18 protein-coding genes and 1 tRNA gene are annotated in these 18,856 nt (G+C 31.8%); 13 read left to right on the top strand and 6 right to left on the bottom strand.

All coding sequences use genetic code 11. The features are described 5' to 3' along the window. Positions 1-19: 19 nt before the first annotated feature. A complete protein-coding gene (locus ACTS9J_RS14785) occupies positions 20-1,228 on the bottom strand; it encodes an acyltransferase family protein (RefSeq protein ID WP_291064095.1) in 1,209 nt (402 codons plus the stop codon). A 108-nt stretch (positions 1,229-1,336) separates the two neighbouring features. Here ACTS9J_RS14785 and aspA point away from each other — a divergent pair, with 108 nt between their 5' ends. Then, the gene (aspA, locus tag ACTS9J_RS14780) at positions 1,337-2,734 is read left to right on the top strand and encodes an aspartate ammonia-lyase (protein ID WP_291064104.1); all 1,398 of its coding nucleotides are present in this window, start codon (positions 1,337-1,339) and stop codon (positions 2,732-2,734) included. Positions 2,735-2,851: 117 nt separating this feature from the next. Then, complete coding sequence (locus ACTS9J_RS14775) at positions 2,852-3,085, top strand: hypothetical protein (RefSeq protein ID WP_448353416.1); 234 nt, start codon at positions 2,852-2,854, stop codon at positions 3,083-3,085. A gap of 71 nt (positions 3,086-3,156) precedes the next feature. Here the strand turns inward: ACTS9J_RS14775 and ACTS9J_RS14770 are convergent, their stop codons facing one another. After that, entirely contained in the window at positions 3,157-4,299 is a 1,143-nt protein-coding gene (locus tag ACTS9J_RS14770) for a DEAD/DEAH box helicase (RefSeq protein ID WP_448353415.1), read from the bottom strand. A 243-nt stretch (positions 4,300-4,542) separates the two neighbouring features. Between ACTS9J_RS14770 and ACTS9J_RS14765 the strand changes: the two genes are divergently transcribed. Continuing rightward, complete coding sequence (locus ACTS9J_RS14765) at positions 4,543-5,718, top strand: trans-sulfuration enzyme family protein (RefSeq protein WP_416410853.1); 1,176 nt, start codon at positions 4,543-4,545, stop codon at positions 5,716-5,718. A gap of 93 nt (positions 5,719-5,811) precedes the next feature. After that, positions 5,812-6,321, top strand: coding sequence for a hypothetical protein (locus tag ACTS9J_RS14760; protein ID WP_280036982.1), 510 nt, complete (start codon positions 5,812-5,814; stop codon positions 6,319-6,321). Between the two features lie 38 nt (positions 6,322-6,359). Here the strand turns inward: ACTS9J_RS14760 and ACTS9J_RS14755 are convergent, their stop codons facing one another. Further along, complete coding sequence (locus ACTS9J_RS14755) at positions 6,360-7,376, bottom strand: threonine aldolase family protein (protein WP_280036984.1); 1,017 nt, start codon at positions 7,374-7,376, stop codon at positions 6,360-6,362. Between the two features lie 94 nt (positions 7,377-7,470). Between ACTS9J_RS14755 and ACTS9J_RS14750 the strand changes: the two genes are divergently transcribed. The 3 genes from ACTS9J_RS14750 (at position 7,471) to ACTS9J_RS14740 (ending at position 9,911) form a co-directional block, all read left to right on the top strand. Continuing rightward, on the top strand, positions 7,471-8,142 hold the full coding sequence (locus ACTS9J_RS14750) for a response regulator transcription factor (protein ID WP_221854497.1): 672 nt from the start codon (positions 7,471-7,473) through the stop codon (positions 8,140-8,142). Position 8,143: 1 nt separating this feature from the next. Continuing rightward, positions 8,144-9,418 carry a sensor histidine kinase gene (locus tag ACTS9J_RS14745; protein ID WP_448353414.1) on the top strand — a complete coding sequence of 425 codons (1,275 nt, stop codon included), beginning with the start codon at positions 8,144-8,146 and terminating at the stop codon, positions 9,416-9,418. Positions 9,419-9,482: 64 nt separating this feature from the next. Beyond that, positions 9,483-9,911: a PepSY-like domain-containing protein gene (locus ACTS9J_RS14740; RefSeq protein ID WP_180905227.1), complete on the top strand. Its 429-nt coding sequence runs from the start codon at positions 9,483-9,485 to the stop codon at positions 9,909-9,911. A 48-nt stretch (positions 9,912-9,959) separates the two neighbouring features. On the opposite strand, the gene ACTS9J_RS14735 is transcribed toward ACTS9J_RS14740, so the two are convergent. Further along, positions 9,960-10,607: a protein-L-isoaspartate(D-aspartate) O-methyltransferase gene (locus tag ACTS9J_RS14735; RefSeq protein WP_038332579.1), complete on the bottom strand. Its 648-nt coding sequence runs from the start codon at positions 10,605-10,607 to the stop codon at positions 9,960-9,962. A gap of 71 nt (positions 10,608-10,678) precedes the next feature. On the opposite strand from ACTS9J_RS14735, the gene ACTS9J_RS14730 reads away from it, so the two are divergent. From ACTS9J_RS14730 to ACTS9J_RS14720, 3 genes are all read left to right on the top strand, one after another. Then, entirely contained in the window at positions 10,679-11,683 is a 1,005-nt protein-coding gene (locus ACTS9J_RS14730; protein WP_114997742.1) for a Gfo/Idh/MocA family protein, read from the top strand. A 277-nt stretch (positions 11,684-11,960) separates the two neighbouring features. After that, complete coding sequence (locus ACTS9J_RS14725) at positions 11,961-12,938, top strand: IS110 family transposase (protein ID WP_038337380.1); 978 nt, start codon at positions 11,961-11,963, stop codon at positions 12,936-12,938. Positions 12,939-13,071: 133 nt separating this feature from the next. After that, positions 13,072-13,962 (top strand): 3-hydroxyacyl-CoA dehydrogenase family protein, encoded by an 891-nt coding sequence (locus ACTS9J_RS14720; RefSeq protein WP_114997739.1) that lies wholly within the window; start codon positions 13,072-13,074, stop codon positions 13,960-13,962. A gap of 67 nt (positions 13,963-14,029) precedes the next feature. Here the strand turns inward: ACTS9J_RS14720 and tpx are convergent, their stop codons facing one another. Then, the gene (gene tpx / locus ACTS9J_RS14715) at positions 14,030-14,530 is read right to left on the bottom strand and encodes a thiol peroxidase (protein ID WP_114997736.1); all 501 of its coding nucleotides are present in this window, start codon (positions 14,528-14,530) and stop codon (positions 14,030-14,032) included. Between the two features lie 112 nt (positions 14,531-14,642). Here tpx and ACTS9J_RS14710 point away from each other — a divergent pair, with 112 nt between their 5' ends. The 3 genes from ACTS9J_RS14710 to ACTS9J_RS14700 all read left to right on the top strand — a co-directional run bounded on the left by ACTS9J_RS14710 (position 14,643) and on the right by ACTS9J_RS14700 (position 17,302). Next, on the top strand, positions 14,643-15,824 hold the full coding sequence (locus ACTS9J_RS14710) for a pyridoxal phosphate-dependent aminotransferase (protein ID WP_219034881.1): 1,182 nt from the start codon (positions 14,643-14,645) through the stop codon (positions 15,822-15,824). A 203-nt stretch (positions 15,825-16,027) separates the two neighbouring features. After that, positions 16,028-16,101, top strand: a tRNA-Met gene (locus ACTS9J_RS14705). A gap of 148 nt (positions 16,102-16,249) precedes the next feature. Then, a complete protein-coding gene (locus tag ACTS9J_RS14700; protein ID WP_115001902.1) occupies positions 16,250-17,302 on the top strand; it encodes an NAD(P)/FAD-dependent oxidoreductase in 1,053 nt (350 codons plus the stop codon). A 61-nt stretch (positions 17,303-17,363) separates the two neighbouring features. Here the strand turns inward: ACTS9J_RS14700 and ACTS9J_RS14695 are convergent, their stop codons facing one another. Further along, positions 17,364-18,809: a DUF5723 family protein gene (locus ACTS9J_RS14695; protein WP_280049431.1), complete on the bottom strand. Its 1,446-nt coding sequence runs from the start codon at positions 18,807-18,809 to the stop codon at positions 17,364-17,366. Between the last annotated feature and the right edge of the window lie 47 nt (positions 18,810-18,856).

Below are 18,856 nucleotides of genomic sequence, written 5' to 3'. Positions count from 1 at the left end.
GACTTAAGACTCAAAATTTTTACACCTTTATATAAATCTTCTTTTTATCCAATAAATAAGCTAACCACCAAAAGAAAGCTAAGAAAATTAGCGAATAAACAAATGAACCAATTTCTGGGATTCCAGAAATCTTTGCGCAAATATTTTCGTAAAACCAGCCTAATGGAGAAGTGAATTTGATTTCTCCTTTGTCATTTAAACCAGCTTCAATTCTGATTAAACCTAATAATCGAGGTAATAATCCGCTCAGAACAAAGATGAATAAAGGGTTTTTTCCGAAAACATCAAAAAATTTCATAAAACCATTTTTGATGCCTAAAATCTCGATGAACCAAATCATTGCGCCAATTGTTAAAATTGCTAAACCAGTTGTGTTGAAAACATAAGAACTGCTCCAAATCTTTTTATTGTACGGAAAGTCCCATTGCCAAACGTAACCAATTGTCAATGCAATTGTTCCTAAAACAAATAAACCAGCTAACATTTTATATTGCGGATTGTCAGTTTTTGGTAGCGGACGATTCAACCAATTGATATTTCCTTGTTTCTGAATATAATCACCAACCAAATACCCAAATAAAACCTGTGGAATAGTAGAAATTGTACTGAAAATTCCTTCGGGATCAAACGGAACACCTTCTCCTTTGTAAATATGCGCTAAACCAAGCAATTGATTATCAATTTTAGTCCCTATAAAACCTTCTAATGAATAAGGGTCAGAAGTTCCAAGTCCGAAAGTTAAAACCCAATAAAGTAGAAGAATCGCACAACTTATCAATAAAACTTGTTTTTGTTTAAAATAAAAAGCAATCACCGAAGCGAAAAAATAAGCAATTGCAATTCGTTGTAAAACGCCCATTATTCGGATTCCGCTTTCTTCTGAATCTTTCCATGCTTTGAAAATAAGGTCATTATTATCCCACTTGAAAAATGGCCACCAATTGATGAATAATCCAATTCCGAAAATTAAAATTGTTCGTTTAATTACTTTTTGCCAGAAAATTTGTTGAGGTTGTTGTTGTAATTTTGGAATCACAAAAGCCATTGCATTTCCTACAGCAAACAAAAAGAACGGAAAAACCAAATCTGTTGGCGTACATCCGTGCCATTCTGCATGCTCCAAAGGATCGAACATAGCCGACCAAGTTCCTGGATTATTTACCAAAATCATCAACGCAACAGTTGCGCCACGAAAAACGTCTAATGAATAATAACGAGCTGCTTTCATCTCTTTTGTGTTAATGTTTTAAAGATATAGATTTTTTGAATTTTTTGACAAAATGCTTTTCAAAAAGATACTAGATTATTCCTTACCTTTAATTGTCGATAACAAACAATAAATAAAATGAGAACGGAGTCTGATTTATTAGGAGAATTACAAATTCCTGAAACGGCTTATTATGGTGTGCAAACGCAACGCGCCATTAATAATTTCAAAATTTCCAATAATTATTTGTCACATTATCCCGAATTTGTAAAGGCACTTGGTATTGTGAAATTAGGTGCTGCACAAGCTAATCACGAATTAGGAATTTTATCGAAAGAATTATTTGATGCGATTTCTTTCGCTTCAAATGAGTTAATTGCTGGTAAATATACAGAGCAATTTCCAATCGATATGATACAAGGTGGTGCGGGAACTTCTACAAATATGAATGCAAATGAAGTAATTGCAAATATTGCTTTGGAGTATTTAGGAAAACAAAAAGGAGAGTATCAATTTTGTTCGCCAAATGATCATGTGAACCTTTCGCAATCTACGAATGATGCTTATCCATCTGCTTTGAAATTAGCATTATTTAATATGAACAAGCCTTTGGTTGAGGCATTAACTTCGTTGTATGAGGCTTTTGATAAAAAAGGGAAACAATTTAGTAATGTTATAAAAATGGGACGTACACAATTGCAAGATGCGGTTCCAATGACACTTGGGCAAGAGTTTGAAGGTTTTTCGAATACGTTGCATAAAGAAGTTGATAATTTGAATCGAATAGCTGCTGAATTATTAGTGATAAATATGGGTGCAACTGCGATTGGAACTGGATTGAATGCTGTTCCTGGTTATGCACAATTGTGTACAACTAAAATTGCTGAGATCATGAATGAAGATGTTTCGTTGGCTGATAATTTAGTGGAAGCAACTTCGGATACAAGTTCATTTGTTGATTATTCATCTGCTCTGAAACGTCTTTGTGTGAAGTTGTCTAAAATTTGTAATGATTTACGTCTGTTGACTTCAGGACCGAGAACAGGTTTGTTCGAGATTAATTTACCTCCGAAACAACCGGGATCTTCGATTATGCCAGGGAAAGTAAATCCTGTAATTCCAGAAGTGGTAAATCAGGTTTGTTTTAAAGTCATTGGAAATGATTTATCAATAACAATGGCTGCCGAAGCTGGTCAATTACAATTAAATGTAATGGAACCAATAATTGGTTTTTCGATTATGGAATCGATTCAATATTTAACAAATGCGATGAATACGCTACGCGTTGAATGTGTAGATGGAATTACAGCAAACGCAGAACATTTGAAAAATGAAGTACAAAATAGTATTGGAATTGTTACAGCTTTAAATCCGTATATTGGTTACAAAGCAAGTACAAAAATTGCGAAAGAAGCTTTAGAAACAGGAGGAAGTGTTTATCAATTGGTTTTAGATCACGGTTTATTGTCGAAAGAGCGTTTGGACGAAATCCTTGATCCTAAAAATATGCTTGGTCCACATATATAGAAGTTGTGAGTCAATAGTTATGAGTTTTGAAAAATAAATTAATAATGAAACCTTCGAATCTTCTAAAAATAGAAACATTAAAAGATGAATGGTTAGATAAGGATATGGTTATCTTACATGCTTGTTTTTCAGATTTTATCCGATTGTATTGTAAAAGAAAATTTATTTACAAGTCATGTTGATTGGATGTATGATGATGAACATAAAAATGCAAAAATTGAAATTGAAAACTTATATAATTGGTGGAATAAACGTAAGCTCGATAATGATAATTTAGAAAATAATCAATATGAAGAAGATAATCAAATGTTGAAAAAATTAATAGAGTTTAGACAATATCTTTGGACTTGATTTAATTAAAAATTATGAGTAATGAGTTCAGAGAAAACTTTGAACTTATTACTCATAACTTAAAACTTATTTTAATATCCGTGTAAATTCACATTATCAGTTGGAAGTAAATCAACTTTTTTACCCATTTTTTTCTGAATGATTTTGAAATGATGCAAATCTTCTTCTGTAATCAAACTAATGGCTTTTCCGTTTGCATTTGCACGACCTGTACGCCCGATTCTGTGCACATAATCTAAAGGAGAACGAGGTAATTCATAATTAATAACAGTTGGTAAACCTTCGATATGAATTCCGCGTCCAATCAAATCTGTTGCAACCAAAACTTTAATATCACCTAATTTAAAATCTTCCAAATTATCCATTCTAGCGCCTTGGGATTTCTTACTGTGAATCGCCATTGCAGAGATTTTATTCTTTTTTAATTTTTCTACTAAATTATCTGCAGTTCGTGTCGAAGAAACAAAAACCAAAACTTGTTCTAAGTTTTCAGATTTGATTAAATAACGTAAAAAAGGACCTTTTGTTTCGGCATCAACTTTATAAGCAACTTGTTCGATTTGTTCCAAATCAATTTCTTGTTTTTTGATTTCGACAACAATTGGATCAATACTTAATGTAGATTTTATTTCATCAATTTTATCATTCAAAGTCGCAGAAAAAAGAATCGATTGTTTCTTTTTCGGAACACTTTTCAAAATTAGGTTCATCTCATCTCCAAATCCTAATTGAAACATTTTGTCTGCTTCATCAATCACCAAATATTGCAATTGATCCAATGATAACGCATTATGATCCATCAAATCCAATAAACGACCAGGAGTTGCAATCAAAATTTCTGTTCCATACAAATTTTTCATCTGTGGATTAATCGAAGTTCCTCCATACACCGCTTGCGTTTGTACCTCACGGCGTAAAGCAGTTTGCAATCCTGCAAAAGTTTGTTCAATCTGAACTGCCAATTCACGTGTTGGAACTAAAATTAACGCTTTTATGTTACGAGATTTTTCGTACGATTGATGCTGAATTTTTTGTAGCAAAGGCGTAACAAAACACAAGGTTTTTCCAGAACCAGTTTTTGCAATTCCCATAACATCTTTTCCTTTTAAAATTGATGGAATTGTTTCGGTCTGAATTTCAAAAGGTTTTAAAAATCCAAGTTTTGTAATTGCTTTTGATAAATATGGTGATAATCCTAAATTTTCGAATGACATAAATTGATATAAGATTGCAAAGGTAGAGATTAAATTTGAATGAAATTTTAGGAATAATTACTCGTTTAATTATTTTTAATCGTGATGAAAATGAAAGTTTTAAAATCGTTTCTGAAATATTTCTAAAAATCTTTTTAGAAACAGTCAAATTATCGAAATAACAATTGAAAATAGAAATAATTTCTGTTTAAAACTTTATTAAAAGCTTTTTGCTTAATAAAACTATCGTTAACTTTGATTCTTATGAAAAAAGATCAGTCTAAGATAATTCGTGAGCAAGCGCCAAGATCTGCTACTCGCGAGCATTCGGTTCCATTATATTTAACATCAAGTTTTATTTTTGATAGCGCAGAGCAAGGACGTGCAATTTTTGCAGAAGAAGAGCAAGGTATGGTTTATTCACGTTATGCAAATCCAAATACAACAGAGTTTATTAATCGCGTTTGTGCTTTGGAAAAAGCAGATGCAGGTTTAGCTTTTGCTTCGGGAATGGCTGCTGTTTTTGCATCTTTTGCTTCGTATATAAAAAGTGGAGATCATATTGTATCGAGTCGTGCAATTTTTGGTTCTACGCATCAATTAATTACGCAATTATTTCCGCGTTGGGGCGTAACTTATACATATGTAGAAACGCCAAATATCGAGGATTGGGAAAAAGCAATTCAACCAAATACAAAAATTGTTTTCTTAGAATCGCCTTCAAATCCTGGATTAGAATTATTTGATTTAGAAGCTTTGGCAAAATTGAAAGAAAAACATCCGAATGTTATTTTTGCAATTGACAATTGTTTCGCAACGCCATATTTACAACAACCTTTGCAATTTGGATTTGATTTATCTATTCATTCTGCAACAAAATATATGGACGGACAAGGTCGAGTTTTGGGTGGAGTAGTTGTAGGAAAAGAAGAATTAATCAATGAAATGATGTTTTTTATTCGTCATACAGGTCCGGCGATGTCGGCTTTTAATGCGTGGACAATTTCTAAAAGTTTAGAAACGTTGCCACTTCGTATGGATCGTCATTGCGAAAATGCGTTGGCGTTGGCAGAAGCTTTGGAAAATCATGCTGAAATTGCAGATGTGAAATATCCATTTTTACCATCGCATCCGCAATATGAGTTGGCGAAAAAACAAATGAAAGGCGGGGGTGGAATCGTAACATTTGAAGTGAAAGGAGGAAAAGAACGTGCTTTCAGATTTATTGATGCATTAGAAATGATTTTATATACGTCTAATTTAGGGGATTCGAGATCGATTGCAACGCATCCAGCAACTACAACTCACGCAAAATTATCAGATGCAGAACGTGCAGATTTGGGAATTAGGCCAGGCTCTATTCGTTTATCAGTCGGTTTGGAGGATAAAGTGGATATTATCGAAGATATTTTGCAAGCGTTAGAAAAAACTAAGGTTTAATTAATTTATTGATTAGTTGTTGATTAAATATAAATTTTAATAATTTATTCATTTCAGCACGGACTTTGCATATTCTAAACGAAAGTTTAGAATATGAAGAAGTTTTTAATTTTTGGTTTTGCATTGTTTACAATTTCAAGTTATGCGCAAAATAGACCAAATGATGGAAATAATAGAAATGTCGATATTTTAATTGAAAGATCTGATTATTACGGAATATCATCAAGTCAAAAAAATAAAATAATTGCTTTAAAAAAACAAGCAAGTAAAGATTTCGAAAGAGTTGGAAGAGATCGTAATTTATCTGGTTACGAAAAAGGTAGAAGAAAAAGAGAGATTTCTTACAATTTACAACGTGATATTGATAAAATCTTAAATGATAATCAACGTTATAAATGGTCAAATTCTCATCGTGACGATTATTACAAAGACCGAATTGATGATCGATTAGAGCGTTTAGAAGACGAATACGAAAGAGATATCAAGCGAATAGAACGTAATTATTCTCACGATAAAAATTTGATGAAACGTAAAAAAGAAATCAGAAAAGCAGAATATAAACGCGCGAAAGAGCGTTTGAAAAATGTGAAAGATTATTATTAAAATAAAAGGATCCAATAATTTATGGATCCTTTTATTTTTTATATTGATTTGATAAAATTTTCTACTTGTTCCTCTGGTGTTGTCCAAGAAGTGACTAATCTAATTGCAGAATTTTGTTCATCAATTTTTTGCCAAATATAAAACTCAAAATCTTGTTGTAGTTTTTCGATAATTGAATTTGGTAAAATAGGGAAAATTTGATTGGAAGATGGTTCTGTCAAAAAGTTGTGACCTTTTGCTGAAATAGCATTTGCTAATTTTTCTCCCATTTGATTGGCGTGTTTTCCCATCTCGAAAAATAAATCATCTCGAAACATTTCCGAAAATTGAATTCCTATCAAACGTCCTTTCGCTAACATTCCGCCTTTTTGCTTAATATGATAACGAAAATCTTCGTCCAATTTTAAATTATTTATCACAATTGCTTCACCTAAAAGTGCACCATTTTTAGTTCCACCAATGTAAAAAACATCTGCAAAATTTGCCATATCTTCTAAGTTTAAATCACATTTAGAAGAAGTTAAAGCAGAAGCTAAACGTGCGCCATCAACAAAAAGGTATAAATTATTTTCTTGGCAAAAATGATAAAGCTTTTGCAATTCCTTTTTTGAATAAACACTTCCAACTTCCGTAGAATTAGAAATATAAACCAATTTTGGCTTTACCATATGCTCGTCCGTATGTGTGGCAAGAATAATCGAAATTTGCTCAGGAGTTATTTTTCCATTATCCGTCGCAATGGTATTTATTTTATGTCCTGTTGCTTCTATCGCGCCCGTTTCGTGAACGGCAATATGCCCGCTTTCGGCTGCAACTACAGATTCGTGTGGTTTTAGAATAGAAGAAATTACAATTAAATTGGCTTGTGTTCCACCAGAAACAAAATGAATTGCTGAATCTTTTTTCAGTCTTTTTTTGATGAACTCTCTTGCTTCATTGCAAAATTCGTCTTCGCCATAACCAATAGTTTGTTCTAAATTTGTATCGATTAATCGTTGCAAAATTGCTGGGTGAGCACCTTCGCTATAATCATTTTTAAAGCTATATTTTTTCAAAATTGAAATCTTAAATTTTGAGAATAAAAGTAGGAGTTTTCCTAATTCTTTCCTATTTTACTATCTATTTTTACCAATTATTTAAACTGAAGTTATGAAGATTTTAGTCGTAGAAGATGAAATAAAATTGCAAGAAACAATTGTTGAGTTTTTAGAAAAGGAAAAGATGATTGTCGAAACAGCAGATAATTATCAGCAAGCTTTGGATAAAATAATTTCGTTCGATTATGATTGCATTTTATTGGATATGATGTTACCAGACGGTGATGGAATGTCTTTGTTGAAGGAATTGAAGAATCTTCATAAAGAAACTTCGGTGATTATTTTGTCGGCGAAAGATTCGGTTGATGATAAAGTAGAAGGATTATTGGTTGGCGCGGATGATTATTTAGCGAAACCATTTCATTTTGCTGAATTATTGGCTCGAATTAAAGTTGCTTTGCGCAAAAATCTACAAAAAGGAGAGGATGTTTTGAGTTATAAAAATATTCAAATTTTTCCCGAAGATCGTTTGGTAAAAGTAAATAATATTGAACTGAAATTAAACAGAAAGGAATATGATTTGCTGTATTATTTTATGTTGAGACCCGAACGTGTTTTTCAGAAAACAACTTTAGCAGAAAGTGTTTGGGGAGATCATATTGAGCTATCTGATAATTTAGATTTTATTTATTCGCAAATAAAAAATCTAAGGAAAAAAATGAAAGAAGCAAACTCTGAAGCCGATTTACAAGCGGTTTATGGGATTGGTTATAAGTTGATTTAAGATGAAAATATCACTAAAAAATTATACATTTCGTTACCTCACATTTTGGTTGCTTATCGTTATTGCGATTTGGGCATTTCTTTTTCATTCCTTGATTTTGGATGAAGTTTATGACAATGTAGATGACGGGTTGAAGAATCAAAAAATTGAGATTATTCGAGAAGCTTATCGCGATACGAATTTATTAAATACAACTGAATTTGGATTAAGTCAATTCAAAATTACCAAAGTTGATCCAAGTAAATATGATGAAAGAAATCATTTTTCAAATGAGTTAGTTTACATGAGATACGATGATGATATGGAGCCTTATCGTATATTGAGAACTGGTTTTTATGACAAAGAAAATCATCCGTTTTCATTAGAAATTAGAACGTCAACCGTCGAAGAAGATGAATTTATTTATGATTTATCTCTTTCTTTGGTTGCGTTGTATGTTTTTATTTTGATTAGTATTTTATTGATTAATCATTTTGGATTGAAAAAAGCTTTCAAACCTTTTGGGCAAATTATTTCTCAATTAAGAAAATATGAAGTAGGAAATAACGAAAAACCAAAACTTGTCGAAACGAATGTGAAAGAATTTTCTTATTTGCAAAAAGAAATTGAGCGAATGATTAATCGAAATGATGAGGTTTTTAATTCACAAAAATTGTTCATCGAAAATGCTTCCCACGAATTGCAAACACCTTTGACAATTGCGCTAAACAAACTTGATTTGCTAATAGAAAATTCAGATTTAAAAGAAAAAGAGGTGATGAGTTTGGTAGAAACCAAGCAAATACTTTGGAGAATGGTGAATCTTAATAAGTCGTTGTTAATGTTATCTCGAATCGAGAATAATCAATACAAAAATAATGTTGAAGTTAATTTTACAGCTTTGACAAAAGATTTGATCGAAGATTATGAAGAAATTTTAGAAGCAGAAGAAATTAAATTAGAAACGAGTTTTAAGGCAGATTTTATTCTTGATTTTAATATCGATTTAGCGCGAATTTTAATTTCAAATTTGATTCGAAATGCGATCAAACATAATAATGATGAGAAAATTATTAAGATAGAAAGTGACTCAAATCAATTTATAATTTCGAATACAGGGAAAAACGCAACATTGGATTCTAATCTTATTTTTAGTCGTTTTTATAAACAAGGAACAAGTGATGGAAATAATGGATTAGGGCTTTCGATTGTGGACACGATTATCAAAAATCAACAAAATTTGACGTTACATTACAATTATGAGTTTCCTTTTCATCAATTTATTTTGAAAAAATAAATTTTTCCCAAATCTTTCCTAATTCACTTTGCAACTTTGTCTTATAATTATAAAATCAAACAAAATGAAAAAGTTTTTAAGTGTTATCATGTTAAGTGCAACGTTGATTTCTTTTGCTCAAGATAAAGCAATAAAATATAACCAAGTTCCAAAAACGGGACAGCAATTTATCAACAAATATTTTGGTGCAAAACAAGTTGGTTCTGTGATGTTGGACGACGATTATTTTTCGAAAGAATATAAAGTGTATTTGGCAAATGGAACAAAAGTAGAATTTGATGGAGACGGAGCTTGGAAAGAAGTCGATGGAAAACGAAATGCTATTCCAACAGGATTTATTCCAGCTAAAATTTCGAATTATGTGAAAAGAAGTTTTCCGAATACTACAATAACAAAAATTGAAAGAGACCGAAAAGAAATTGAAGTGAAATTGAACAATGGACTTGAATTAAAATTTGATAAAAACGGAAATTTTAAGAAAATTGATGATTAATAAATAAAATAAAAAACTCCAACTAAACTTTAGTTGGAGTTTTTTATTTTATTTATCTCGGCTTTCTAACATTGGTACAAATTTGAAATCTCCAAATTCGTAATGCTCAAATTGATCTTCTGATAATCTCATAATGACAATCATTCGTTGCGATTGTTCACCAACTGGAATCACCATTATTCCTCCAATATTCAATTGTTTTTTTAATTCTTCTGGAATTTCTGGCGCACCAGCCGTTACAATAATTTTATCAAAAGGAGCAAAAGAAGGTAAACCTTTGTAACCATCTCCATACGTTTGATAACGTGGCTCGAAATTGATTTTTTTCAACATGATTTTCGAGAAATCAAACAAATCTTTTTGTCTTTCAATCGTAAAAACTTCAACACCCAAAGCAACCAAAACAGCAGTTTGATAACCAGAACCAGTTCCGATTTCTAAGACTTTTTCATTAGGCTGAATGTCTAATAATTGTGTCTGAAAAGCAACTGTAAACGGATGCGAAATCGTTTGTCCAGCAGCAATCGGAAAAGCTTCGTCGCGATATGCGAATTCCGTAAATGCGCTGTCTAAAAATAAATGTCGTGGCACTAAATTAATAGCTTCCAATACGTTTTCATCTTCAATTCCTTTCGAGCGCAACAAATCAACCAACATTTTGCGTCGTCCTCTGTGTTTAAAATCGTCTACAGACATATTCCAAAATTTTTACAAAAATGCATTAAATACAACTTATTCTCATTAATTTTAACGGCAAAATCTACCAAATGTTAAAAGTAGGAGTGATCGGTGCTGGGCACCTTGGAAAAATCCATTTAAAGTTATTAAATCAATCGGAAAGATACGAATTAATTGGCTTCTTTGATTCTTTTGAAGAAAATGGAAAAAAAGTTGAAGCTGAATTTGGGTATAAATATTTTAGTTCGATGGACGAATTGATTGATGCTGTTGATGTTGTCGATATTGTGACACCAACGTTATCACATTATGAAGTGGCATTGAAAGTGATCGAAAAAAATAAACATTTTTTCATCGAAAAACCAGTTACGCATACCTTAGAAGAGGCAGATCATTTGTTGAAATTGACAAATGAAAAAGGTTTGAAAGCGCAAGTTGGACACGTAGAGCGTTTTAATCCTGCATTTACAGCGGCTGCACCTTTTATCGAAGAACCATTGTTTATTGAAACGCATCGTTTGGCAGAATTTAATCCGCGCGGTACAGATGTTCCTGTAGTTTTAGATTTGATGATTCATGATTTAGATGTGATTTTATCGATTGTAAAATCAGAAATTAAATCAATTCATTCGTCTGGAGTTTCGGTAATTAGTGATACACCTGATATTGCAAATGCTCGAATTGAGTTTGAAAATGGTTGTGTGGTGAATGTTTCGACAAGTAGAATGTCAATGAAAAATATGCGAAAAATGCGTGTTTTTCAACGAAATGCGTATATTTCAATTGATTTCTTGACGAAAAAGACTGAAATTATTAAAATGCACAAAGCGCCAGAAAATCCAAGTGAATTTGCGATGATTTTGGAAAACGATAAAGGAGATCGTAGAGAAATTTGTTTTGAACATCCAGAAATTTTACCAAATAATGCAATTTTGGATGAATTAGAAAGCTTTGCAGATTCTATTGTGAATAATTCACCAATTAAAGTTTCGTTACAAGATGGACGAAATGCATTGAAAGTTGCATTGGAGATTATTGCTTATTTTGAAAAAGAACAGCAAGTCATCAAAAATCAAACAATCGAGAAAGAATAAATCGATGTTAGATTTTAGAAGTTCGAATTTCGCTAAACGCATGAATATGATGTGATTTTGAAACAAGTTCCTTTAGATTTGAAAATCTTAAATTGTAGTATAAAAAGAAGAGAAAAGAGTTTGAGTACACTATAACGAGTTCAGAGCTATATAATCTCATATTCTGATTAAGACTCAACTCTTTCTTATCAAATTCTCAAATAGAAATTCGGGTTAAAAACCCATTAGTAAGGAATCGAGTTATTGATAAGTTTCTCTTCTCATTAAATTCAAATTTATGGAAAAAATTGTTATTGGTATTGATGTGAGTAAATTAACTTTAGACATCTGCATTCAAGAAAATGGAGTGAATCGTTTTGATACTATTGCTAATACTGAAAAAGCTATCAAATCTTTTTTGAAACAATTTGTTAAGAGACAAAATATTCTAATTGGAATGGAGAATACAGGGAGATTTAACATCCTTCTTTACAACGTATTAATTCAACATTCTTTTGCTGTTTATGTCATCAATCCTTTGCATTTGAAAAAAAGTATGGGATTAGTTAGAGGTAAAAATGATAAAATTGACAGCGAACGTATTGCTGTATTTTTACTTAAAAATTATATGGATCTTCAACAGTGGAAGCCTAATTCGAAAGTCATTGAAAAGATAAAATTATTGAATGCTGAAAGAAAACATCGCGTTAAAATAAGAGCAGGATTACTAGCTCAAGCAAAAGATGAACAATTCTTAAAATCAACTATGGATAAAGCTGTATTACGCTTAAACACTAAGCTTATTGATGTCTTAACGAAACAAATTAATGAAATAGAAGAAAGAATCTATCAATTAATTAACGAAGATGAACAGCTTCATAATCATTATAAAAGAATACAATCAATTCCTGGTGTAGGAAAAGTTTTAGCATTTAATATGTTGATTAAAACAGATGGTTTTACAACCATAAATACACCTAGACAAATGGCTTGCTATGCTGGAATAGCTCCATTTGATTTTCAATCTGGAACTTCCATAAGGCGAAAACCGAAAGTTTCATCAATGGCTGATAAAGATTTGAAGAAACTATTGCATTTAGCTGCAATGAGTGCTATTCGTTTAGATAATGACTTGGCTATTTATTATCATCGAAAGGTAGAAGAAGGGAAAAATAAAATGTCGGTCTTAAACGCAGTCAGAAATAAAATAATTCACAGAATTTATGCACTAATTAAAAATCAAAATATTTATAAAAATAACTTGGTTTTGTCATAGAAATCAGAATGACGAAAATTTGTCAAGCTGAATTCATTTCAGCTTCTCATTCTGAAAAATCAAATTTCGCAAAACTCATTTCGAACTTCGAATCTCGAAAAAAAATAAATAATAAAAACAAACATACAAAAAGATGAAAAACATTACAGTTATTGGAGCTGGAACGATGGGGAATGGAATTGCTCACGTTTTCGCACAATCAGGATTTGCAGTGAATTTGGTTGACGTTTCTCAAGATAGTTTGGAGCGTGGATTGAAAACAATCGCTGGAAATTTGGAGCGTATGATCGCCAAAGAAAAAATTACGGAAGCTGACAAAACAGCAACTTTAAATAATATTACAACATTTACAGATACTGCGGAAGCGGTAAAAAATGCGGATTTAGTTGTAGAAGCTGCAACAGAAAATTTAGATTTGAAATTGAAAATCTTCAAACAAATTGATGAAGCTGCGCCAGCAAATGCAATTTTAGCGTCTAATACTTCTTCTATTTCGATTACAAAAATTGCGTCTGTTACAAGTCGTCCAAAACAAGTGATTGGAATGCATTTCATGAATCCAGTTCCGATGATGAAATTGGTTGAAATTATTCGTGGTTACGATACAACAGACGAAGTAACGAAAGCGATTATGGAAATGTCAGAAAAATTAGGAAAAGTTCCAGTTGAAGTGAATGATTATCCAGGTTTTATCGCCAATCGTATTTTAATGCCAATGATTAACGAAGCAATTTATTCTTTATATGAAGGAGTTGCGGGCGTGAAAGAAATTGACGAAGTAATGAAATTAGGTATGGCTCATCCAATGGGACCATTACAATTAGCAGATTTTATCGGTTTAGACGTTTGTTTATCAATCTTAGAAGTGTTGTACGATGGTTTCAAAAATCCTAAATATGCACCTTGTCCATTGTTAGTTAACATGGTAACTGCTGGTAAAAAAGGAGTAAAATCTGGAGAAGGATTCTATGATTATTCAGAATCTAAAAAAGCAGAAAAATTAGCTGCTCAGTTTGCGAAGTAGTTTATCTTACACAAAATAGTCAAAACAAAAAGCGTTACTTTTCGGGTAACGCTTTTTTTTATTTTGATTACTTAATTGCAGCTAAAGCATGTGTGTAATCTGGTTCTTGTCCAATTTCAGGAACTTGTTCTGCATAAGCAACTTCTCCATTTGGATTAATTACTACAACTGCGCGAGATAATAATCCATTTAATGGTCCATCAACCATTTTAACACCATAAGCATTTGCGAATTCTTCATTTTTGAAATCAGATAAAGTGACTACATTATCCAAACCTTCGGCAGCACAAAAACGAGATAAAGCGAAAGGTAAATCTTTCGAAATACATAACACAACTGTATTTGCAGCAGAAGAAACTTCTTTGTTAAAAGTTCGTACAGATTGCGCACAAACACCAGTGTCAACACTTGGAAAAATATTTAAAACAACATTTTTTCCAGCATAATCAGCCAATGTTTTGTCGCTTAAATCTCCTGCTGTTAAAGCAAAAATCGGCGCTTTTTCACCAATTATAGGTAAATCTCCGCCTGTATGAATAGGATTTCCTTTGAATGTAATTTCAGCCATAATTTTTTATTTTATTCTTAGATTTTTAATGATTAAAAGTAACAAAATTCTACGGAGAAAAAAGTATCTTCGCAATAATAAATTGTTACATTACAAATAACACACAAATATTATGCAACTTTCAAAGCGTTTACAGAATTTGAAACCATCTGCAACTATTGCAATGTCTGCGAAAGCAAGAGAATTAAAATCACAAGGAATCGATGTGATTAGTTTAAGTATTGGAGAACCAGATTTCAATACACCAGATTTTATCAAGGAGGCAGCTAAAAAAGCTATCGACGAAAATTATTCAGGATATCCTCCAATTGCAGGGTATGCAGATTTGAAGGAAACAATTTGTAAGAAGTTTAAACGTGATAACAATATTGAATATACAGCAAATCAAGTTGTTGTTTCTACTGGAGCAAAACAATCTATTTATAATGTTTTACAAGCAATTGTAGACGAAGGAACTGAAGTAATTATTCCAACACCTTATTGGGTTTCTTATTCAGATATCGTAGAATTATCAGGAGGAACGCCAGTTTTTGTGGAAGGAACTTTAGAAGCTGATTTCAAAATTACACCAGCACAGTTAGAAGCTGCAATTACAGATAAAACTCGTGCTATTATTTATTCATCTCCTTGTAATCCGTCAGGATCAGTTTACACAAGAGAAGAATTGAAAGGTTTGGCTGAGGTTTTAGCAAAATATCCAGATGTGATTATTATTTCGGACGAAATTTATGAGCACATTGTTTACGGAGAAAAAAATGTTTCGATTGCATCTTTCCCAGAAGTTTATAATCAAACAGTAACTGTAAATGGTTTAGCAAAAGCTTTCGCAATGACAGGTTGGAGAATTGGTTTCATTGGAGCGCCAGCTTGGTTAGCAAAAGCATGCGAAACGTTACAAGGACAAGTGACTTCGGGAGCAACGTCTATCGCTCAACGTGCTGCAATTACGGCTTTAGAAGCAGATCCAAGTTCTGTTCAATACATGGTTGATGCGTTTGCAGAACGTCGTGAATTGATGTTAGGTTGGGCAAGAGAAATTCCAACGTTCAAAGTAAACGAACCAAAAGGAGCTTTCTATTTATTTCCAGATGTTACGGCAACTTTCGGAAATACATACAATGGCGTTACAATTAACAATGCAGATGATTTAGCTTTATATTTATTAGAGCATGCACAAGTTGCAGTTGTTTCTGGTTCGGCTTTCGGGTCTAAAAATTGTATTCGTATCTCGTATGCGGCGTCTGTAGAAGAGTTGAAAGAAGCAATGACACGTATCAAAAATGCTTTAGCGTAAGTAGAAAAATAGATAAAATATCAAAATCCTCAAGTTTTACTTGAGGATTTTTTTGTGGATGATATTTTCTTAAAAAAAATGTGATTTTAATTTTAATGAAATTCAATTGATTAGCCTATTTAAGCGACTTTTTATTGAAAATATTTCAAAAAAGATTTGTTTTAATCGAAAATAACCTCTTATATTTGCACCACTAAAAACAAGGCGAGGTAGCTCAGATGGTTAGAGCGCAGGATTCATAACCCTGAGGTCGGCAGTTCGATTCTGCTCTTCGCTACAACTTCAAAAGACAAATTCATTATTGAATTTGTCTTTTTTATTATCAATAAATATTATTAGACTTCTGATGATAATCATCGATTAATCCTTTCAAATTCATTAAATTTGCATTCAATTTAGTAACGTTCTAAATAAAATTCAAAAAAATGATTCAAACAGATATAGTTATAATCGGAGCTGGACCAACTGGTCTTTTTGCCGTTTTCGAAGCAGGTTTATTAAAAATGAGATGTCATATTATTGATGCACTTCCTCAACCTGGAGGACAATTGACAGAATTGTATCCAAAAAAACCAATTTTTGATATTCCTGGTTATCCTTCTGTTGGTGCAGGTGAATTGATTGATAATTTGATGGAGCAAATCAAACAATTTGAGCCAGGTTTTACATTGAACGAACAAGCTGCAACAATCGATAAGCAAGAAGACGGAACTTTTATTGTAACAACTAATAAAGGAACGCAAGTGCAAGGAAAAGCAGTTGCGATTGCAGGTGGTCTTGGATCTTTTGAACCTCGTAAACCAATTATCGAAAACATCGAAGCATACGAAGAAAATGGAGTGGAGTATTTTGTAAAAAATCCTGAATTGTTCCGTGATAAAAAAATCGTAATTGCTGGTGGTGGTGATTCTGCTTTGGATTGGTCTATTTTCTTGGCTGATGTTGCTGCCGAAGTTACGTTGGTACACAGAAGAAATGAATTCCGTGGAGCCTTAGATTCTGTTGATAAAGTAATTGAATTGAAAAAAGCAGGAAAAATTAATTTGGTTACTCCAGCTGAAATTACTGGAATCAAAGGTGAAGGAAAAGTGGAAAGTTTGGTAATTGAAAAAGAAGGTGAAACTTTTGAACTTGAAACAGATTATTTTATTCCATTGTTTGGTCTTTCTCCAAAACTAGGTCCTATTGCAAATTGGGGATTGGAGATTGAGAAAAATGCAATCAAGGTAAATAATGCGTTAGATTATCAAACAAATATCGAAGGAATTTACGCGATTGGTGATGTAAATACTTATCCAGGAAAATTGAAGTTGATTTTATGTGGTTTCCATGAAGCAACGCTAATGTGTCAGTCTGTTTACAATAGAATGAATCCTGGGAAAAAATTTGTCTTGAAATACACAACAGTTTCTGGTGTTGATGGTTTCGACGGGACAAGAAAAGAAGCCGAAAAAGCGGTTGTCAAAGCTATTGACTAATTTTAACAAAATAAATAGAAATATTTTTTAAATCTTTTACGTTTTGCGTAAAAGGTTTTTTTTATTCACATTCACAAGGTTCTCTACTTCGTCTTTTGGCTTCATTGTCCCAAAAAGGATAAAATTTTAATCCAAAATAAAAGTTCGCAGAAGTTAATTTTTTCTGTTTAAAAACGATTGGAATTGCATTATCACTGCCCAAAATTAGAGGGCCAATTCTTACATACCCACCAAATGTTATATTTTCAAAATCATAGATAGAAAGGGAAGGTCCAATTCCAAATCCATTTTTTTGGATAGTATAAGAAGTTTGTAGCACATTGATACGTTTCAAACTATTTTCAAAAACTGGAATTCGTTGCATCAAATTGAAATTTAAGTAATGATTTTCAATAATTTTTTTACTCAGATTAAGATGTAAACTCGTTGGTAAACCGATCGAAAAATTATTTCCCGTTTTAGATTTTGTTTCATCACCATAAACTTCTTTGCTCAAAAGTCCTAAATATTGATCAACACTTTCAAATTCAACTCCATCTAATTTTGGATTATTACGAATTTGAACTCTTTGCGAGGGATTGTAGAAATGATGGTTATCGCCTCTGAATTTTACTAATCCAACATCTAATAAATTTGCCGAAAATTTGAAATCATATAATTCATCATTCGCTCTTCTGTTCACAAAAGAAATTCCTAAATCTATTCCAACTCCATTTCCTCTATTTCGTAAAACATATTTATCTCGATCAAAATCATAATTGGTAGAATATCCTGCTTTTATATCATAATTTGACGCATAAATATTTGCATCAGGATTGTCGATTGTACTTGTTATAGTTGGTTCAGCTTCTAATTTTATCGCGTTTTTACTTTTGATATACGCGCCATCTAAACCCAAAAGATATTTAATATTTGCCCCAATAATAACTTCAGAAGTATTAGTTGTATACAAATTTGTCGAAACATTTAAGCCTAATTCAGCCCAATTCATTGCATTTGTCTTTGTAGGTTCAAACTCATAATTTTTTGGTTCTATTTCATTCTGATTACTAAAACGAAAATAATTATCTAAATCTTTAATAGAACCTTGTGTACGAAGTCGGGTGAAAATTCCAAGACGATAAGTTTGATTATTAATTTTCTTTTTAAAAGAAACGGAAGGTCCCAGAAAATCATTTTCCAAATGATAAGAAATCGTATTTCTAGTTGCGAAATCTAAAATATTAGAATGCGTTTCTCCTCTTATTCCAGCTTTTATATTTGCTGATTTTGTTTCACCTTTTATTAAACCTAATACGTTTTGATCGGATACGTAAGCGTAATCATTTCTGAATAAAATATCCTCAGAAATAATATTAATATCCCATTTATTCGGGTTAAAATATGAAGTTGTCGGAGAAAAAACACTACCGTTAATCCCACTATATTGATCATTACTAAAAGATAAAATATTTTGTCCAAACGTAAATCCTGAACAAAAAATAACGGTTAATAGAAGTTTTTTCAAATGATAAAATTTTTATTATAAATAAGAAAAATCAATTGAAATAAATT

The organism is Empedobacter sp. ULE_I140 (assembly GCF_053482575.1).
Note: the sequence above shows the minus strand (reverse complement) of the source record. Positions and strands in the feature narration are given on the sequence as shown.